This window comes from Chania multitudinisentens RB-25, from assembly GCF_000520015.2.
Lineage (GTDB): Bacteria > Pseudomonadota > Gammaproteobacteria > Enterobacterales > Enterobacteriaceae > Chania > Chania multitudinisentens.
This window is the reverse complement of the sequence record NZ_CP007044.2, coordinates 1941087-1956862: the sequence shown is the minus strand read 5'-3', so window position 1 is coordinate 1956862 and position 15776 is coordinate 1941087. Positions and strand designations below refer to the sequence as shown.

General features: G+C 47.5%; 10 protein-coding genes. 4 read left to right on the top strand and 6 right to left on the bottom strand.

Annotation, left to right across the window (positions count from 1 at the left end; translation table 11 throughout):
• The first annotated feature begins 761 nt into the window (after nt 1-761).
• Together Z042_RS08660 and Z042_RS08655 are read left to right on the top strand one after the other, a co-directional pair.
• Nucleotides 762-2138, top strand: coding sequence for a lytic polysaccharide monooxygenase (locus tag Z042_RS08660; RefSeq protein WP_024909918.1), 1377 nt, complete (start codon nt 762-764; stop codon nt 2136-2138).
• Between the two features lie 270 nt (nt 2139-2408).
• A complete protein-coding gene (locus tag Z042_RS08655) occupies nt 2409-3344 on the top strand; it encodes a LysR family transcriptional regulator (protein WP_024909917.1) in 936 nt (311 codons plus the stop codon).
• A gap of 164 nt (nt 3345-3508) precedes the next feature.
• Here Z042_RS08655 and Z042_RS08650 read toward each other — a convergent pair whose 3' ends face one another.
• From Z042_RS08650 to pdhR, 5 genes are all read right to left on the bottom strand, one after another.
• Nucleotides 3509-3844: a phage holin family protein gene (locus Z042_RS08650; protein ID WP_236849238.1), complete on the bottom strand. Its 336-nt coding sequence runs from the start codon at nt 3842-3844 to the stop codon at nt 3509-3511.
• Nucleotides 3845-4071: 227 nt separating this feature from the next.
• Nucleotides 4072-5496 (bottom strand): dihydrolipoyl dehydrogenase, encoded by a 1425-nt coding sequence (gene lpdA, locus Z042_RS08645; RefSeq protein ID WP_162149735.1) that lies wholly within the window; start codon nt 5494-5496, stop codon nt 4072-4074.
• Between the two features lie 359 nt (nt 5497-5855).
• Nucleotides 5856-7436 (bottom strand): pyruvate dehydrogenase complex dihydrolipoyllysine-residue acetyltransferase, encoded by a 1581-nt coding sequence (aceF, locus tag Z042_RS08640; RefSeq protein WP_024909914.1) that lies wholly within the window; start codon nt 7434-7436, stop codon nt 5856-5858.
• 12 nt (nt 7437-7448) lie between these two features.
• Nucleotides 7449-10112 carry a pyruvate dehydrogenase (acetyl-transferring), homodimeric type gene (gene aceE / locus Z042_RS08635; RefSeq protein ID WP_024909913.1) on the bottom strand — a complete coding sequence of 888 codons (2664 nt, stop codon included), beginning with the start codon at nt 10110-10112 and terminating at the stop codon, nt 7449-7451.
• 229 nt (nt 10113-10341) lie between these two features.
• A complete protein-coding gene (pdhR, locus tag Z042_RS08630) occupies nt 10342-11106 on the bottom strand; it encodes a pyruvate dehydrogenase complex transcriptional repressor PdhR (protein ID WP_024909912.1) in 765 nt (254 codons plus the stop codon).
• Between the two features lie 604 nt (nt 11107-11710).
• On the opposite strand from pdhR, the gene Z042_RS08625 reads away from it, so the two are divergent.
• Nucleotides 11711-13069, top strand: a complete 1359-nt coding sequence (locus Z042_RS08625; RefSeq protein ID WP_024909911.1) for an amino acid permease — start codon at nt 11711-11713, stop codon at nt 13067-13069.
• Nucleotides 13070-13146: 77 nt separating this feature from the next.
• Here the strand turns inward: Z042_RS08625 and fumA are convergent, their stop codons facing one another.
• Nucleotides 13147-14793 carry a class I fumarate hydratase FumA gene (gene fumA, locus Z042_RS08620; RefSeq protein ID WP_024909910.1) on the bottom strand — a complete coding sequence of 549 codons (1647 nt, stop codon included), beginning with the start codon at nt 14791-14793 and terminating at the stop codon, nt 13147-13149.
• Between the two features lie 373 nt (nt 14794-15166).
• On the opposite strand from fumA, the gene Z042_RS08615 reads away from it, so the two are divergent.
• Entirely contained in the window at nt 15167-15679 is a 513-nt protein-coding gene (locus Z042_RS08615; protein ID WP_024909909.1) for a SprT family zinc-dependent metalloprotease, read from the top strand.
• Nucleotides 15680-15776: the final 97 nt, after the last annotated feature.

Genomic DNA, 15776 nt, shown 5'->3' with positions numbered 1-15776 from the left:
CACATAAAAGCAACATTAAATCTTTGCTGAATCGTTGAGCACAGTGCAATCAGCTGTAATACAAGCAGAATAAGAGGGTTATTGAATCAGGAAGTGAAACCAATCAACGCAGCAAACATGATATTCATATAACTATAATAAAAATCTATTCCATGATGGGGTAACGAGCGTCACTGGTGTAAAGGCCCAGATCTGCAAACCAGATTCACGACACTCCTCTCCCGGCGAATTACCATCGTATAAAAAGAGTGCAGCCTGCTCTTTGCGTAACATATGCATCACGCCCCCCCTTTAAAAAAGGGTGCGAGTCACTTTGACTTTTCGAATCTCAACGATAAATCAGTTATTTATTTAAATGCCTATGGCCATATTTGAATAACGCTATTTTGGTATTTTATCAGCATTGATAAAACATACCTTAACCTGATAAGCGAACTGGCTCTCAGCCACTGTTTACAATAACACCCGAAATTACTTCATTTTTTAGAGGTCATACCACCAATAATAGCATTTGCAACAAATTAGGAATAACCAATAATTAAGAGGCAAGACGGAATGATTAGTTTTATTTTTGCTTTGGATAATAAAAATTATACATAATGACATAGCGTAACTTAATTAGAAATCTAATAAGGAGGTTCTATTAATTCATACTAATGATGTGCAAACATCGGGCACTTCGTCATATTTTCTCTTGATAAAAAGCAGCTCGATAGAGTTAGGGCTTCAATTAACCATTTAATTAAGCATAGGAGTATTTTATGAAAAATAATTCATCCTCAATTATCAGTAAGCGTAAAAACATAAGTATCACCCCGTTCCATGGGCATGTATTTTCACCCGCCTCACGTGCTTTTTTTGCCTGGCAAGAAGGCAGGCTTAATACCGGGCAACTTAATCAGCGAGAAGCAGGTAAATTCTTCCCTGCGGTCAATGCAGGTCTTGCAGATACCTTTGCTCCAGATGATACACGCAATGTATTACCACCGCCAGACGGTAAAATCGCCAGTGCCAATCAAGGAGATGGGGAATTTCTGGACGAACCTGGCACCCATTGGCAAAAACATGATGTATTGTCTGGAGATATTTTAACAATGTCCTGGCATTACACTGCACCACACCTCACTCGGCGTTGGAACTATTTTATTACACAACCCAACTGGAATCCAAATCAGCCTCTTAGCCGTGCACAATTTGAAGATCGCCCATTCTTTCAGGTTCAGTTGGGTGAACAGCCATTTTGGAGCAACGGTCAGGCATTAACGCCCCCTCAACCAACTATTCATGACTTAGTCTTACCACAGCGTACTGGTTATCATGTCCTGCTTGCTGTTTGGGAAGTTGCAGATACCGGGAATGCATTTTACCAAGTGGTTGATCTGAATTTTGTCGGTACAGGTGGTGGTGGTGGTGAGCAACCTCAACCTCCACGGGGATTACGTATTACTGAGGTAAACAGTCATACAATATCACTTGCGTGGGAGGCCTCTGTTTCAAACGTTTCACATTACCTAATTTATCGTAACGGTTCTTTCATAGCCCAAAGTACAGGATTGAATTTTACGGACTCAGGTCTGCAAGCGGATACAACATTTGAATATTCAGTACGTGCAGTAAATCATGCAGGTAATGAATCCGCGTTGAGTGCATCAGTCTCGGCACGCACCTTACCTGAAAATAACTATGAAAACCCGCCAACCCCTCCCGTTAATTTACACAGTATGGGGGAAACGGAGAATAGCATTAGTTTGATGTGGGGGCCGTCTACGTCATCGAACGGGATTATGGGTTATCTCATTTATCGCGATGATATTGAGATTGCCAGAGTTCAGCCTTCACAATTAACTTTCTTGGATACTGGGCTGCAACCAAATACAGGGTACTATTACTTTGTAATCGCACAGGATAACCAAGGACGCATCTCTGCACAAAGTAATATCCTACATGTGAAAACTCGTCCTCAATCTGGTGGAGGAAGCACTTATCCACAATGGGAGCTTTATACATTCTACCCAGTTGGTGCTCGGGTAAGTTATCGTGGTAGCAATTGGTTATGTATACAAGCTCACACAGCCTGGACTTATGATTGGGTTCCTGGTGGTCTTGACTATCAAACTCTTTGGAAAATCATTCCATAATATCTTTATTTGATCGTCAAGTGAATAAGATGGTCAGTTAATCTGACCATCTTATATTACTGAATTCAACACCCCAAATTTTAATACAATAGGAAAAATACGAATTAATCAAATAATAATAAATTTATTTTTTAATATCTTCTTGACCTAAATATAACTTAGACATATTAAATATAAAGAGAAAATTTTTATATTATCAAAAGAACTGGATTATAAACATGATTATTATTTATACGGTGTATGAAATAATTTAAATTATAAGGAGGGAGTATGTTTGTATCAACTCTACTAAGGTCATTTATGGTAACGGCTAGAAACAAATCAATGAAAATTGGGGCAAGAGAGCTCTTTATTACAGAATCACCCCTATCTAGAAGAATTAAAATATTAGAAGAAAAGCTCGGATATAACCTTTTTCTTCGAGGGAGAGATGGAGTTAACTTAACCAAAGAAGGAGAAAACATATACAATATTATACTACCTCATTATGATAATCTGATATCACTTGAAGAACATTTCCTTAATAAAGGTAAAATATTAAGTAAAAAAGCTGATGTAACACATGGCTTAACTATTTCTGTTGATGATTTTTTATTAGGGTTTTTATCTGACTTTGTATACAACCATTCAGAGCAAATAAAGAAAATATCAAAAAGAACCCTCAATGAAAATATAGAAAAAGATCTGCTCAAGAATGAATTCGACATGATAATTTCAAGTGATAACTTAACACTTAATGATGATATTGCCTGTATCTCACTTCAGGGTGAGACTATTCAGATAGTACGATCAAACGATATAAACCCTCATTGCTCTAAAAATAAAACTATAATTTTAAAAAATATATTATTAGTTTTTTTAGACAACCAAAATATAGAATGGCGAGAACATTTAAAGAAAGAACTAAATTATGTTGGTGAAATGAAGATTATTGCCATGCCTGACATAACAAACCATTTATCATTTATAGAGCAAGGAGAGGCGATAGGTTTGATTTCAAACTCAATGAAGAAATTAATTATCGATAGATTCAATGAGTTAACTATATCACCTTTCGTCATTGGCAGTACCGCAGTTGAAGCAAGCGTAAATATCTATTTTTTAAAAAGAAAGAACCATATGATTTACGATAAATTTTTTTCTAAATTAAAAAAAGATGTTATTTATGCAGACAATAACATTTTCTCACCCTATTTTAATAGCTAAATGGTTTTGGCTACTTTGATGAAATATAATTTTAGATGTAGCTATTTAAAGCCGCCATAAAATATCCCATTGAGGAAGTGTGGTTTTATTTTAATATAGATGATATCTTAATGATATAAATATTGATTATCTTCGTGGGAATTAAAAACGATTTATAACACTTATTACATGATACGATGATTGTTATTCACCTTCTTAAAATATGACTGTATATATAACAAGCCTACATCCCCCATGGAGCCAAATATTCCAGAAGCAATAAATACCATATAATTACTGCCCCCATATTCAAATACGATCAAACCACCAAGCACCCCAGTAAATCCAGAAACAATAATTTGACTAATGGCTGATTTTACAGTTTTACCTTTATTCATGGTTCTTTTTTCTTGTAATAAAAAACGAACAATTCCTCCCCAGGTTGCAAAAGCACCAATAACAAACCAAATAATTACACTTTCTGGATCAGGGGGTTTAAGTTCCATATAATTAACTGTCATTAGGTTGTTGCTGATAATAGCTATATATTTTATTTTTTTCTGTCGTAATGCAAATGCAATTATTAGATGTAAGCTCCTCAAATTTAGCAAAACAGGCTCCAAAAGCACGTAAGCACCATCTCACAACCCCTTGTGGAACAGCTGCAACACCAGACGAAAGAAAAATCGGGCAAAAAAAACGGCCCCTTTTCACAGGAGCCGCTGATTAACCCTTCAAGCCACAAAAATTACTTTTTCTTGGCTTTCGGGTTTGGCAGATCGGTAATGCTGCCTTCGTAGATCTCGGCTGCCAAGCCCACGGACTCATGCAGAGTTGGGTGAGCATGGATGGTCAGCGCGATATCTTCTGCGTCACAACCCATCTCGATCGCCAGACCGATTTCACCCAGCAGTTCGCCGCCGTTGGTGCCAACAATTGCCCCACCAATCACACGATGAGTTTCTTTGTCGAAAATCAGCTTGGTCATGCCGTCTGCGCAATCAGAAGCGATGGCACGGCCAGAAGCCGCCCACGGGAAGGTAGCGGTTTCATAGCTGATACCTTTCTCTTTCGCTTCTTTCTCGGTCAGGCCAACCCAGGCTACTTCGGGTTCAGTATAAGCAATCGATGGGATCACTTTTGGATCGAAGTAGTGCTTCATGCCAGCGATAACTTCTGCCGCAACATGGCCTTCATGCACACCCTTGTGCGCTAACATCGGCTGGCCGACGATATCGCCGATAGCGAAGATGTGCGGCATGTTGGTACGCAACTGCTTGTCGACATGGATAAAGCCACGCTCATCAACTTCCACGCCGGCTTTGCCCGCATCCAGCAGTTTACCGTTCGGCACGCGGCCAATCGCCACCAGCACTGCGTCGTAACGCTGTGGTTCTGCTGGAGCTTTTTTGCCTTCCATCGTGACGTAAATGCCGTCTTCTCTAGCTTCTACTGCCGTCACTTTGGTTTCCAGCATCAGGTTGAACTGCTTGCTGATACGTTTGGTGAAAACTTTCACCACGTCTTTGTCAGCCGCTGGGATCACCTGATCAAACATTTCAACCACGTCGATCTGTGAACCCAGGGCATGGTATACGGTGCCCATTTCCAGGCCGATGATACCGCCACCCATTACCAGCATACGTTCTGGAACAGATTTCAGCGCCAGTGCATCGGTGGAATCCCACACGCGAGGATCGTCATGAGGAATGAATGGCAATTGGATTGGACGAGAGCCAGCAGCGATGATGGCGTTGTCGAAGTTAATGGTAGTGGCACCATTTTCGCCTTCAACAACCAAAGTGTTAGCACCAGTGAATTTACCTTGGCCGTTGACCACTTTCACTTTACGGCCTTTCGCCATCCCCGCCAGACCGCCGGTCAGCTGATTGATGACTTTTTCTTTCCAGATGCGCACTTTGTCGATGTCGGTTTTCGGCGCACCGAAAACGATACCATGCTCAGCCAACGCTTTGGCTTCTTCGATCACTTTGGCTACGTGCAGTAATGCTTTGGAAGGGATACACCCCACGTTCAGGCAAACCCCCCCCAGAGTGGAGTAACGTTCAACCAGAACAGTTTCAAGACCTAAATCAGCGCAACGAAAAGCAGCAGAGTAACCTGCCGGGCCTGCCCCAAGTACCACGACCTGAGTTTTAATTTCAGTACTCATCATGACCTCTTAATTGTTTGTCCGGCGGGTCAGACGTCATTTTTATACCCTTCGTCTTTCAAGTTGCAGCGTTGTTGGCTTCATTCGCTCACCCCAGTCACTTACTTATGTATGCTCCTGGGGATTAACGAATTTGCCGCCTGGCTACAAATTGAAATCCATTGGGTATATTACTAATCAATCTCATAACGCCCTTCATCCACCGGGACGCTTACACCGCGAGCAGTTTACAGAATTGTTAATAACCTGCAAAGCGTGTTCAGGTGACCCGTATCTCAACAATTTTGTCGAGTCATGCAACAACCCGACAAAACCGGTAGTAAGATTGACAGAGGCGCTACCAGAGCGCCCCTATACAATTACATCACCAGACGGCGAATATCAGCCAACGTGTTGTTGATAATGGTGATAAAGCGCGCACCGTCAGCACCATCAATCACACGGTGATCGAAGGAAAGCGACATTGGCATCATCAAGCGCGGCGTAAACTCTTTACCGTTCCAGACAGGCTCCATAGCAGATTTGGAGACGCCCAAAATCGCCACTTCCGGCGCATTAACAATTGGCGCAAAGTGAGTAGTCCCGATACCACCCAGGCTAGAGATGGTAAAACAACCGCCCTGCATTTCGCCTGCGGTCAACTTACCGTCACGCGCTTTTTTGGAGATAGCCATCAGTTCACGAGACAGTTCAACGATGCCTTTCTTATTCACATCTTTGAACACCGGAACCACCAGACCATTTGGCGTATCCACTGCTACGCCGATGTTGATGTATTTTTTCAGCGTCAACTTCTGGCCATCTTCGGACAGAGAACTGTTGAAACGCGGCATCTGCTCCAAAGCGGCAGCAACGGCTTTCATGATAAACACCACCGGTGTGAATTTCACATCCAGCTTACGTTTCTCCGCTTCCAGGTTCTGCTGCTTACGGAACGCTTCCAGATCGGTGATATCCGTTTTGTCGAAATGAGTCACATGTGGGATCATCACCCAGTTACGGCTCAGGTTGGCACCAGAGATTTTCTGGATACGGCCCATTTCAACTTCTTCGATTTCACCAAACTTGCTGAAGTCCACCTTCGGCCATGGCAGCATGCCTGGCAAGCCGCCACCGGTTGCTGTGGGGGCTGATTCAGCGCGTTTAACTGCATCTTTCACATAAGCCTGAACGTCTTCGCGCAGGATACGGCCTTTACGGCCAGTGCCTTTCACTTTCGCCAGGTTTACACCGAACTCACGCGCCAAGCGGCGGATCACTGGTGTGGCATGAACGTAAGCATCGTTCTCGGTGAATTCACCTTTATCTGCGGCGGCAGCCGGAGCAACCGCCTTCTCTTCTTGCTTGGCCGGGGCTGGCGCGGCTTCGGCTTGCGGAGCGGGAGCGGAAGCAGCAGTTGGAGCGGCACCTTCTACCTCAAACACCATAATCAGGGAGCCGGTTTTCACTTTAGCGCCGGTGCTGATTTTGATCTCTTTTACCGTACCCGCGAATGGTGCTGGCACTTCCATAGAAGCTTTATCACCTTCAACGGTGATCAGTGACTGCTCAGCGGCAACTTTATCGCCCACTTTCACCATCACTTCGGTCACTTCAACTTCATCATCACCAATATCTGGTACGGCAACGTCTTTGGCTGCGCTGGCCGCAGCAGCGGCTACCGGAGCTGCAGCCGGTGTTTCTTCTGCTTTAGCGGCAGGTGCAGCACCCGCGGCTTCAAAGATCATCAGCAGTTTGCCGGTTTCCGTTTTGTCACCCACGGCGACTTTGATCTCTTTCACCACGCCCGCCTGCGGGGAGGGTACTTCCATGGAGGCTTTGTCACCTTCCACAGTGATCAGCGATTGTTCAACCTCAACTTTATCGCCAACCTTCACCAGGATCTCGGTGATCTCAACTTCGTCTGCACCGATGTCCGGCACATTGATTTCGATAGACATTGTTTTTACCTCTTATGCCAGACGTGGGTTGACTTTTTCTGGGTTGATGTCGAATTTCTTAATCGCATCAGCTACCACAGAAGCTTCGATCTCACCACGTTTAGCCAGTTCACCCAGTGCAGCAACCACCACGTAAGAAGCATCCACTTCAAAGTGGTGACGCAGGTTCTCACGGCTGTCAGAACGGCCAAAACCATCGGTACCCAACACGCGATAATCACTGGCAGGAACGTAAGTACGAACCTGCTCGGCGAACAGTTTCATGTAGTCGGTAGACGCCACCGCTGGTGCATCACTCATCACCTGAGCGATGTAAGGTACGCGCGGGGTTTCGGTTGGGTGCAACATATTCCAACGCTCGCAATCCTGGCCATCACGCGCCAGTTCGGTGAACGAGGTTACGCTGAACACATCGGAACCGATGCCGTAGTCTTTAGACAGAATGTCTGCCGCGTCACGGACGTGGCGCAGGATCGACCCGGAACCCAGCAACTGAACTTTACCTTTACTGCCAGCCAGCGTATCCAGCTTGTAGATGCCCTTACGGATGCCTTCTTCTGCACCCTGCGGCATCGCAGGCATATGATAGTTTTCGTTCAGCGTGGTCAGGTAGTAGTAGACGTTTTCCTGTGCCTCGCCGTACATGCGAACCAGGCCATCATGCATGATCACCGCAACTTCATACGCATAAGCCGGATCGTAAGAGATACAGTTAGGGATAGTCAGAGACTGAATATGGCTATGGCCATCTTCGTGCTGCAAGCCTTCACCGTTCAGGGTAGTACGGCCCGAAGTCCCGCCAATAAGGAAGCCACGCGCCTGTTGGTCGCCTGCGGCCCAGCACAGATCACCGATACGCTGGAAACCGAACATCGAATAATAGATGTAGAACGGAATCATTGGCAGATCGTTGGTGCTGTAAGAGGTCGCTGCGGCCAACCATGAAGACGCGGCACCCAGTTCGTTGATCCCTTCCTGCAAGATTTGGCCTTTTTCGTCTTCTTTATAGTATGCCACCTGCTCGCGGTCCTGCGGGGTGTACTGCTGGCCGTTCGGGCTGTAGATACCAATCTGACGGAACAGACCTTCCATACCAAAGGTACGTGCTTCATCAGCGATGATTGGCACCAAACGATCTTTGATCGATGGGTTTTTCAGCATCACGTTCAGAGCTCGTACAAAGGCGATGGTGGTAGAGATTTCTTTATTCTGCTCTTCCAGCAGAGAGCTGAAATCTTCCAGAGCAGGCATTTCCAGCTTCTGGGTAAACGCAGGTAGGCGAGTTGGCACATAACCCTGTAGTGCCTGGCGGCGTTCGTGCAGATATTTAGACTCTTCAGAGTCTTTATCAAAAGTGATAAACGGCAGTTTTTCGATATCAGCATCGGCAACCGGCACATTGAAACGATCGCGGAAGTGATGTACCCCTTCCATGTTCATTTTCTTCACCTGGTGAGCAATGTTTTTGCCTTCTGCCGTTTCACCCATGCCGTAACCTTTAATGGTATGGGCCAGGATCACGGTGGCTTTGCCTTTGGTATCTTGTGCTTTTTTCAGTGCCGCATAGACTTTTTTCGGATCGTGACCACCACGGTTCAGTGACCAGATCTCGTCGTCGGTCATGTCTTTCACCAGCGCTGCGGTTTCCGGGTAGCGGCCAAAGAAATGCTCACGCACGTAAGCACCATCTTTGGATTTGAAGGTCTGATAGTCACCGTCCAGCGTCTCGCCCATCAGTTGCATCAGCTTACCGCTGGTGTCCTTACGCAGCAGTTCATCCCAACGGCCACCCCAGATCACTTTCAGCACCTGCCAACCTGCACCGGCGAAGATCCCTTCCAGCTCGTTGATGATTTTGCCGTTACCGGTGACCGGGCCATCCAGGCGCTGTAGGTTACAGTTGATGACGAATACCAGGTTGTCCAGCTTCTCACGGGTCGCGATGGTGATCGCCCCTTTGGATTCTGGTTCGTCCATCTCACCATCGCCCAGGAAGGCATAAACGGTCTGAGCAGACGTGTCTTTCAGGCCACGATGCTCCAGATATTTCAGGAATTTAGCCTGATAAATCGCACTGATTGGGCCTAAACCCATCGAAACAGTCGGGAACTGCCAAAATTCAGGCATCAGTTTAGGATGCGGGTAGGATGAAAGACCTTTACCGTGAACTTCCTGGCGGAAGTTGTTCATTTGTTCTTCGGTCAGGCGGCCTTCAAGGAAAGCGCGTGCATAAATCCCCGGAGAAATATGGCCCTGGAAATACACCAGATCGCCACCGTCTTTCTCGTTGCGTGCACGGAAAAAGTGGTTAAAGCAGACTTCATAGAAAGTCGCGGAAGATTGGAAGGAAGCCATGTGACCACCCAGATCCAGATCTTTTTTGGACGCACGCAAAACGGTCATCACAGCGTTCCAGCGGATAGCTGAACGAATACGGCGTTCCAGATCCAGGTTGCCTGGGTATTCAGGTTCATCTTCTACCGCGATGGTGTTGATGTAGTGATGGGCAGCAGTACCTGCGGCAACCTTAACGCCACCTTTGCGGGCTTCTCCCAACACCTGCTCAATCAGAAATTGAGCTCGCTCAACACCCTCTTCACGGATGACCGATTCGATCGCCTGCAACCAGTCGCGGGTTTCGATCGGATCCACGTCATTGTTTAAACGTTCTGACATGGTGGTATTCCTTATTTATCTGTCTAATGGTTTATTTGGAGCCTGTCTTCCTGTGCTCTGCGTGAAAACACACGAAGACAGGCTCATTAGTTTATGCCCTTCGTCCTTCAAGCCGCAGCACGGTGGCTGCAACTGGAAATCCATCGGGTATGGTTGCCGCTTCAAATGCCCAAATAAGTACCCCGAGCGCTATCCTGACGGGCTGGTGTTGCCCCGCAGGAAACCACGCTTACTCCTTGCGCTGCTGGAGACGCCGTAGCGATCTCTCACGCCGGGAATGTTCCCTGCCAAGATCCAGCAACATTTCCTCGATAAACGCCAAATGGCGGTGCGAGGCTTCACGGGCCTTTTCCGGCTCGCGTGCCACAATCGCCTCAAAAATCCCGGCGCGATGGCTGCTCACTTTCACCAACATTTCACGGCGCGAGTAGAGCAATTCAAAGTTCTGACGAACGTTTTGTTCCAACATCGGCCCCATGCAACGCAGCAGGTGCAGTAACACAACGTTATGCGCCGCTTCGGTTACAGCAATTTGATATTGCATAACCGCATCGGCTTCGGCGTCGAGATCGCCGCTGTCTTGAGCCTGTTGAATCACATGATGGCAATCGCGAATACGGGCCAGATCTTCATCGGTGCCACGCAGCGCTGCATAATAGGCAGCGATGCCTTCAAGGGCATGGCGGGTTTCGAGCAGATCGAATTGTGATTCAGGGTGGTCGGCCAGCAATTCAGCCAACGGATCGCTGAAGCTCTGCCATAGATTAGTTTGTACAAAGGTTCCCCCACCCTGGCGGCGCAGGAGCAGCCCTTTGGCTTCAAGGCGTTGGATCGCTTCTCTCAAAGAAGGGCGGGAGACATCAAATTGTTTCGCCAGTTCGCGCTCCGGGGGCAGCTTTTCGCCTGGGCGCAGCGTACCTTCAAGGATCAGATGCTCAAGCTGCTGCTCAATGACATCTGACAACTTGGGCTGGCGGATTTTGCTGTAGGCCATGGATGATTTCTTCTCTGCGAAGTGCGCGAAGTCAATTGGTAATACCAATTGCAAAAACGTGACGGTAAAGTAACAAAGTATTCACCTCCTGTCCATATCGGCCTTGATTGAAATCATGGTTTCCCACACATTTAACAACCCAGCCCAGAACTTACTGCAAACCAAGCACACCATCTTGGTAATACCATTTACGAGGTAAATGATGAATTTAACGTTTACGAAACCTCTGGTTAAGTGTAAGGCTTTTATGAAGTGATGATTAAAACGGTGGAACAGGGCTGATTTCAACCATATATAGACGCAGTGAGGGTTCATGACTTCGGCAAACAAAATGATTACTTTTGCGTATTGTGTGATTTATTGCTTACTTCATGCACAAAACCCCTTCTCTCGTCACACTGCCCGCATTTTATTACCTAAACTGCTGCAATCTTAATCACTCACACCACAAAGCAGGTGCAAACCTTGCCGCTTATCATTATTCTTTGCCAAACGGTAGCGGTTCTTTAGAATTAATAGCGACAACACCGTAAATAAAACAAAACACAAATCGTAATTATTTATTTACAGATGTACGCATTATGCAACAACAGAGGGTTTATTGATGGATGGTCAACAACATGGCGATCAGTTGAAGCGCGGTTTGAAAAACCGCCATATTCAGCTCATTGCCTTAGGTGGCGCTATCGGTACCGGGCTATTCCTCGGTATCGCTCAAACAATTAAAATGGCCGGCCCGTCGGTCATTCTTGGCTATGCGATTGGTGGTTTTATCGCCTTCCTGATCATGCGTCAATTGGGTGAAATGGTTGTAGAAGAGCCGGTTGCCGGTTCCTTTAGCCACTTCGCCTATAAATATTGGGGGAATTTTGCTGGCTTCGCGTCAGGTTGGAACTATTGGGTGCTGTATGTCCTGGTGGCAATGGCAGAGCTGACCGCCGTCGGTATTTACGTGCAGTACTGGTGGCCAGAGATTCCGACCTGGGTTTCTGCCGCAGTATTCTTCCTCGCCATTAACGCCATTAACCTATCCAACGTGAAAGTGTATGGCGAAATGGAATTCTGGTTTGCCATCATCAAAGTGATCGCCATTATCGGCATGATCGTGTTTGGTGCCTATCTGCTGTTCAGCGGCCTGGGCGGCCCGGAAGCTACTGTCACCAATCTGTGGGCACAAGGTGGGTTCTTCCCCAATGGCATCATGGGGCTGGTCATGGCCATCGCGGTGATCATGTTCTCCTTCGGGGGGCTGGAACTGGTGGGTATCACCGCAGCCGAAGCCGATAATCCAGAGACCAGTATCCCGAAAGCCACCAACCAGGTGATCTATCGTATCCTGCTGTTCTATATCGGTTCACTGACCATTCTGCTGTCACTCTACCCATGGGGCAAAGTGGTGGAAGGCGGTAGCCCGTTTGTGATGATCTTCCACGCGCTGAACAGCAACCTGGTAGCTACCGTGTTGAACATCGTGGTGCTAACGGCTGCGCTGTCGGTATATAACAGTTGCGTCTACTGCAACAGCCGCATGCTGTACGGTTTGGCAAAGCAAGGCAACGGCCCAAAAGCCTTGTTGAAGGTTGATGGCCGCGGTGTTCCCGTCATTGCCATTGGTCTTTCTTCGCTGGCAACTGCGCTGTGCGTGCTGATTAACTACCTGATCCCAGGCCGTGCTTTCGAACTGCTGATGGCGCTGGTGGTATCTGCCTTGGTAATCAACTGGGGAATGATCAGCCTGGCGCACCTGAAATTCCGCGCGGCCAAAAACCGTGAGGGCGTGCAGCCGAAGTTCAAAGCCTTCTGGTATCCGTTCAGCAATTACCTGTGCCTGGCGTTTTTGGCCGGGATTCTGGTGGTCATGTATCTGACGCCGGGTATCCAGATTTCCGTATTGCTAATCCCGATTTGGGTTGTCATTCTTGGCATCGGTTACGTAATCAAGCAGCGCAGCCAGGCGCGTTGATTTTGCCTATCATAGATAAACAACAGGCCCGCATACGTGGGCCTGTGTGATTTTGGCTAGCAACTGCAATTAGCTGGTTACTTCACGCAACGCGTACACTGCGACTCCTGAATTTTCTGGAAAAAGTCATTACCTTTATCGTCCACCAGAATAAAGGCCGGGAAATCCTCCACTTCAATCTTCCAGATCGCTTCCATACCCAGTTCAGGATATTCCACACATTCCAGGCTCTTGATACTTTGTTGCGCTAGCACCGCCGCCGGGCCACCGATGCTGCCAAGGTAGAACCCACCGTGTTTGTGGCAGGCATCAGTCACCTGCTGGCTACGGTTACCTTTCGCCAGCATAATCATGCTGCCACCCTGCGATTGCAGCAGATCAACGTATGAATCCATGCGGCCTGCCGTGGTTGGCCCTAGTGAACCGGAAGCATAACCCTCAGGCGTTTTGGCTGGCCCAGCGTAATAAATCGGATGATCTTTCACGTATTGCGGCAAACCTTCACCGCGATCCAAGCGCTCTTTCAGTTTGGCGTGCGCAATATCGCGCCCGACAATGATGGTCCCACTCAGGGAAAGACGGGTAGAAACCGGGTACTGCGACAATTGTTGAAGAATGTCGGTCATCGGGCGGTTTAGGTCGATCTTGATGGCTTCCCCTTCACCGGCCTGGCGCAGTTCCTGCGGAATGTATTTACCAGGATTGTGTTCCAGCTTCTCCAGCCAGATACCTTCACGGTTGATCTTACCTTTGATATTGCGATCTGCTGAACAGGAAACCCCCATCCCGACCGGGCAGGACGCACCGTGACGTGGCAAACGTACCACACGAATGTCGTGCGCAAAGTATTTACCGCCAAACTGAGCCCCTAACCCCAGGTTTTGTGCTTCTTTCAGCAGCTCTTCTTCCAACGCCACATCGCGGAATGCCTGACCGTGTTCGTTACCTTCGGTTGGCAAACCATCATAATATTTGGTGGAAGCCAGTTTAACGGTTTTCAGCGTGGCTTCCGCTGAAGTGCCACCGATAACAAAAGCCACATGATACGGCGGGCAAGCCGCAGTACCCAGAGTACGCATTTTATCGACCAGATAATCCTTCAATTTACCTGGTGACAGCAACGCTTTGGTTTCCTGATACAGGTAGGTTTTGTTAGCCGAACCACCGCCTTTGGCGATGCACAGGAATTTATATTCCTCGCCGTCTACGCTGTAGAGATCAATTTGCGCAGGCAGGTTGCTGCCGGTATTCACCTCTTTATACATATCCAGCGCGGCATTTTGTGAATAACGCAGGTTGTCTTCAATAAAAGTGTTATACACCCCACGCGACAGCGCTTCTTCATCCCCGCCACCGGTCCAGACTCGCTGGCCTTTTTTACCCATGATGATCGCGGTGCCGGTATCCTGGCAGGTGGGCAAAATACCTTTGGCGGCGATTTCTGAGTTACGTAAAAATTGCAGCGCCACGTACTTATCGTTTTCACTGGCTTCTGGATCGCTGAGAATATCAGCCACCTGCTGCTGATGCGCAGGGCGTAGCATAAATGAGGCATCGTGGAACGCATGTTGGGCAAGGAGAGTCAGGGCTTCTGGGGCCACTTTGAGGATTTCCTGGCCGTCAAACTCACTGACAGAAACGTGCTCACGGCTTAGTAGATAATATTCAGTATCGTCTTTCTTCTGCGGGAACGGATCTTGATAATGAAACGGTTTATTCGACATTAATCTCTCACTTGCAACATCAGCTGCGTTAAATTCACACTCACTCAGCGTACTCGGGGTGCGCTACGGCAAAAAACTTCCCATACCTTACGTATTTTTAGGTAGCCCGTTATTGCGCCAAATCGCAAAATAACCGCTATCCCCAACGTAAGGGCTTAAGATCGGTGGCGTTTTTTTGACCTCTATCCCGTGAGCTTTGCGGGTACAGGCTCATCAGGCACAGTTTATTATCCCGCAGTTAACACATTGATTACAATCAGTCAGGGGCGATCGGGCTATCATTGTGGGGAAAAATCGCTCCCAAATGCATCCGTCGATGATTTCCTTCCACTGCCCATTGTCAGCCTCCACGCCATTGCTTAAGCTAGCCACAATGAACAGAACAAGAATTCCTATTGCGTTACAACAGGCGGTTATGCGGTGCCTACGAGCCAAACTACAGTTGGCACGCCAGCATTTTGCCATTGAATTCCCAGAACCCAAGATCGTCTACCAGCAACGCGGCACTAGCGCGGGCACGGCTTGGCTGCAAGCCTGGGAAATTCGCCTGAACCCGGTGCTATTGCTCGAAAACCAACACACGTTTATCGATGAAGTTGTCCCTCATGAACTGGCTCATCTGCTGGTCTTTCGCCAGTTTGGCCAGGTATCGCCACATGGCCGTGAGTGGCGTTGGATGATGGGAAGCGTGCTACAGCTACCAGCCAGCCGCACCCATCAGTTCGCCGTCAGTTCGGTACAAAGCAAAACCTTCCCTTATCAATGTGTTTGCCAACAGCATCAGCTCACCGTGCGCCGTCATAACCGCGTGCTACGCGGTGAAAGTGAGTACCGCTGCCGTCGCTGTGGCGAAAAGCTGCAATTTCTAGCTAACGAAAACAGTTAGTCGGCTACTTGGCGCGTTAGTGGTACAAACCAGCACCGCTATTTGCACCTACTGGTGACTTCCGTTACCCTGCCTACTTTTCCGATTTAGAGTTATT

Excerpts from the sequence above, each read along its gene's own strand:
- Z042_RS08625 (WP_024909911.1), top strand. The coding sequence starts at position 11,711 with ATGGATGGTCAACAACATGGCGATCAGTTGAAGCGCGGTTTGAAAAAC.
- Z042_RS08615 (WP_024909909.1), top strand. The coding sequence starts at position 15,167 with ATGAACAGAACAAGAATTCCTATTGCGTTACAACAGGCGGTTATGCGG.
- aceF (WP_024909914.1), bottom strand. The coding sequence starts at position 7,436 with ATGTCTATCGAAATCAATGTGCCGGACATCGGTGCAGACGAAGTTGAG.
- fumA (WP_024909910.1), bottom strand. The coding sequence starts at position 14,793 with ATGTCGAATAAACCGTTTCATTATCAAGATCCGTTCCCGCAGAAGAAA.
- pdhR (WP_024909912.1), bottom strand. The coding sequence starts at position 11,106 with ATGGCCTACAGCAAAATCCGCCAGCCCAAGTTGTCAGATGTCATTGAG.
- Z042_RS08655 (WP_024909917.1), top strand. The coding sequence starts at position 2,409 with ATGTTTGTATCAACTCTACTAAGGTCATTTATGGTAACGGCTAGAAAC.
- lpdA (WP_162149735.1), bottom strand. The coding sequence starts at position 5,496 with ATGAGTACTGAAATTAAAACTCAGGTCGTGGTACTTGGGGCAGGCCCG.
- Z042_RS08650 (WP_236849238.1), bottom strand. The coding sequence starts at position 3,844 with ATGACAGTTAATTATATGGAACTTAAACCCCCTGATCCAGAAAGTGTA.
- Z042_RS08660 (WP_024909918.1), top strand. The coding sequence starts at position 762 with ATGAAAAATAATTCATCCTCAATTATCAGTAAGCGTAAAAACATAAGT.
- aceE (WP_024909913.1), bottom strand. The coding sequence starts at position 10,112 with ATGTCAGAACGTTTAAACAATGACGTGGATCCGATCGAAACCCGCGAC.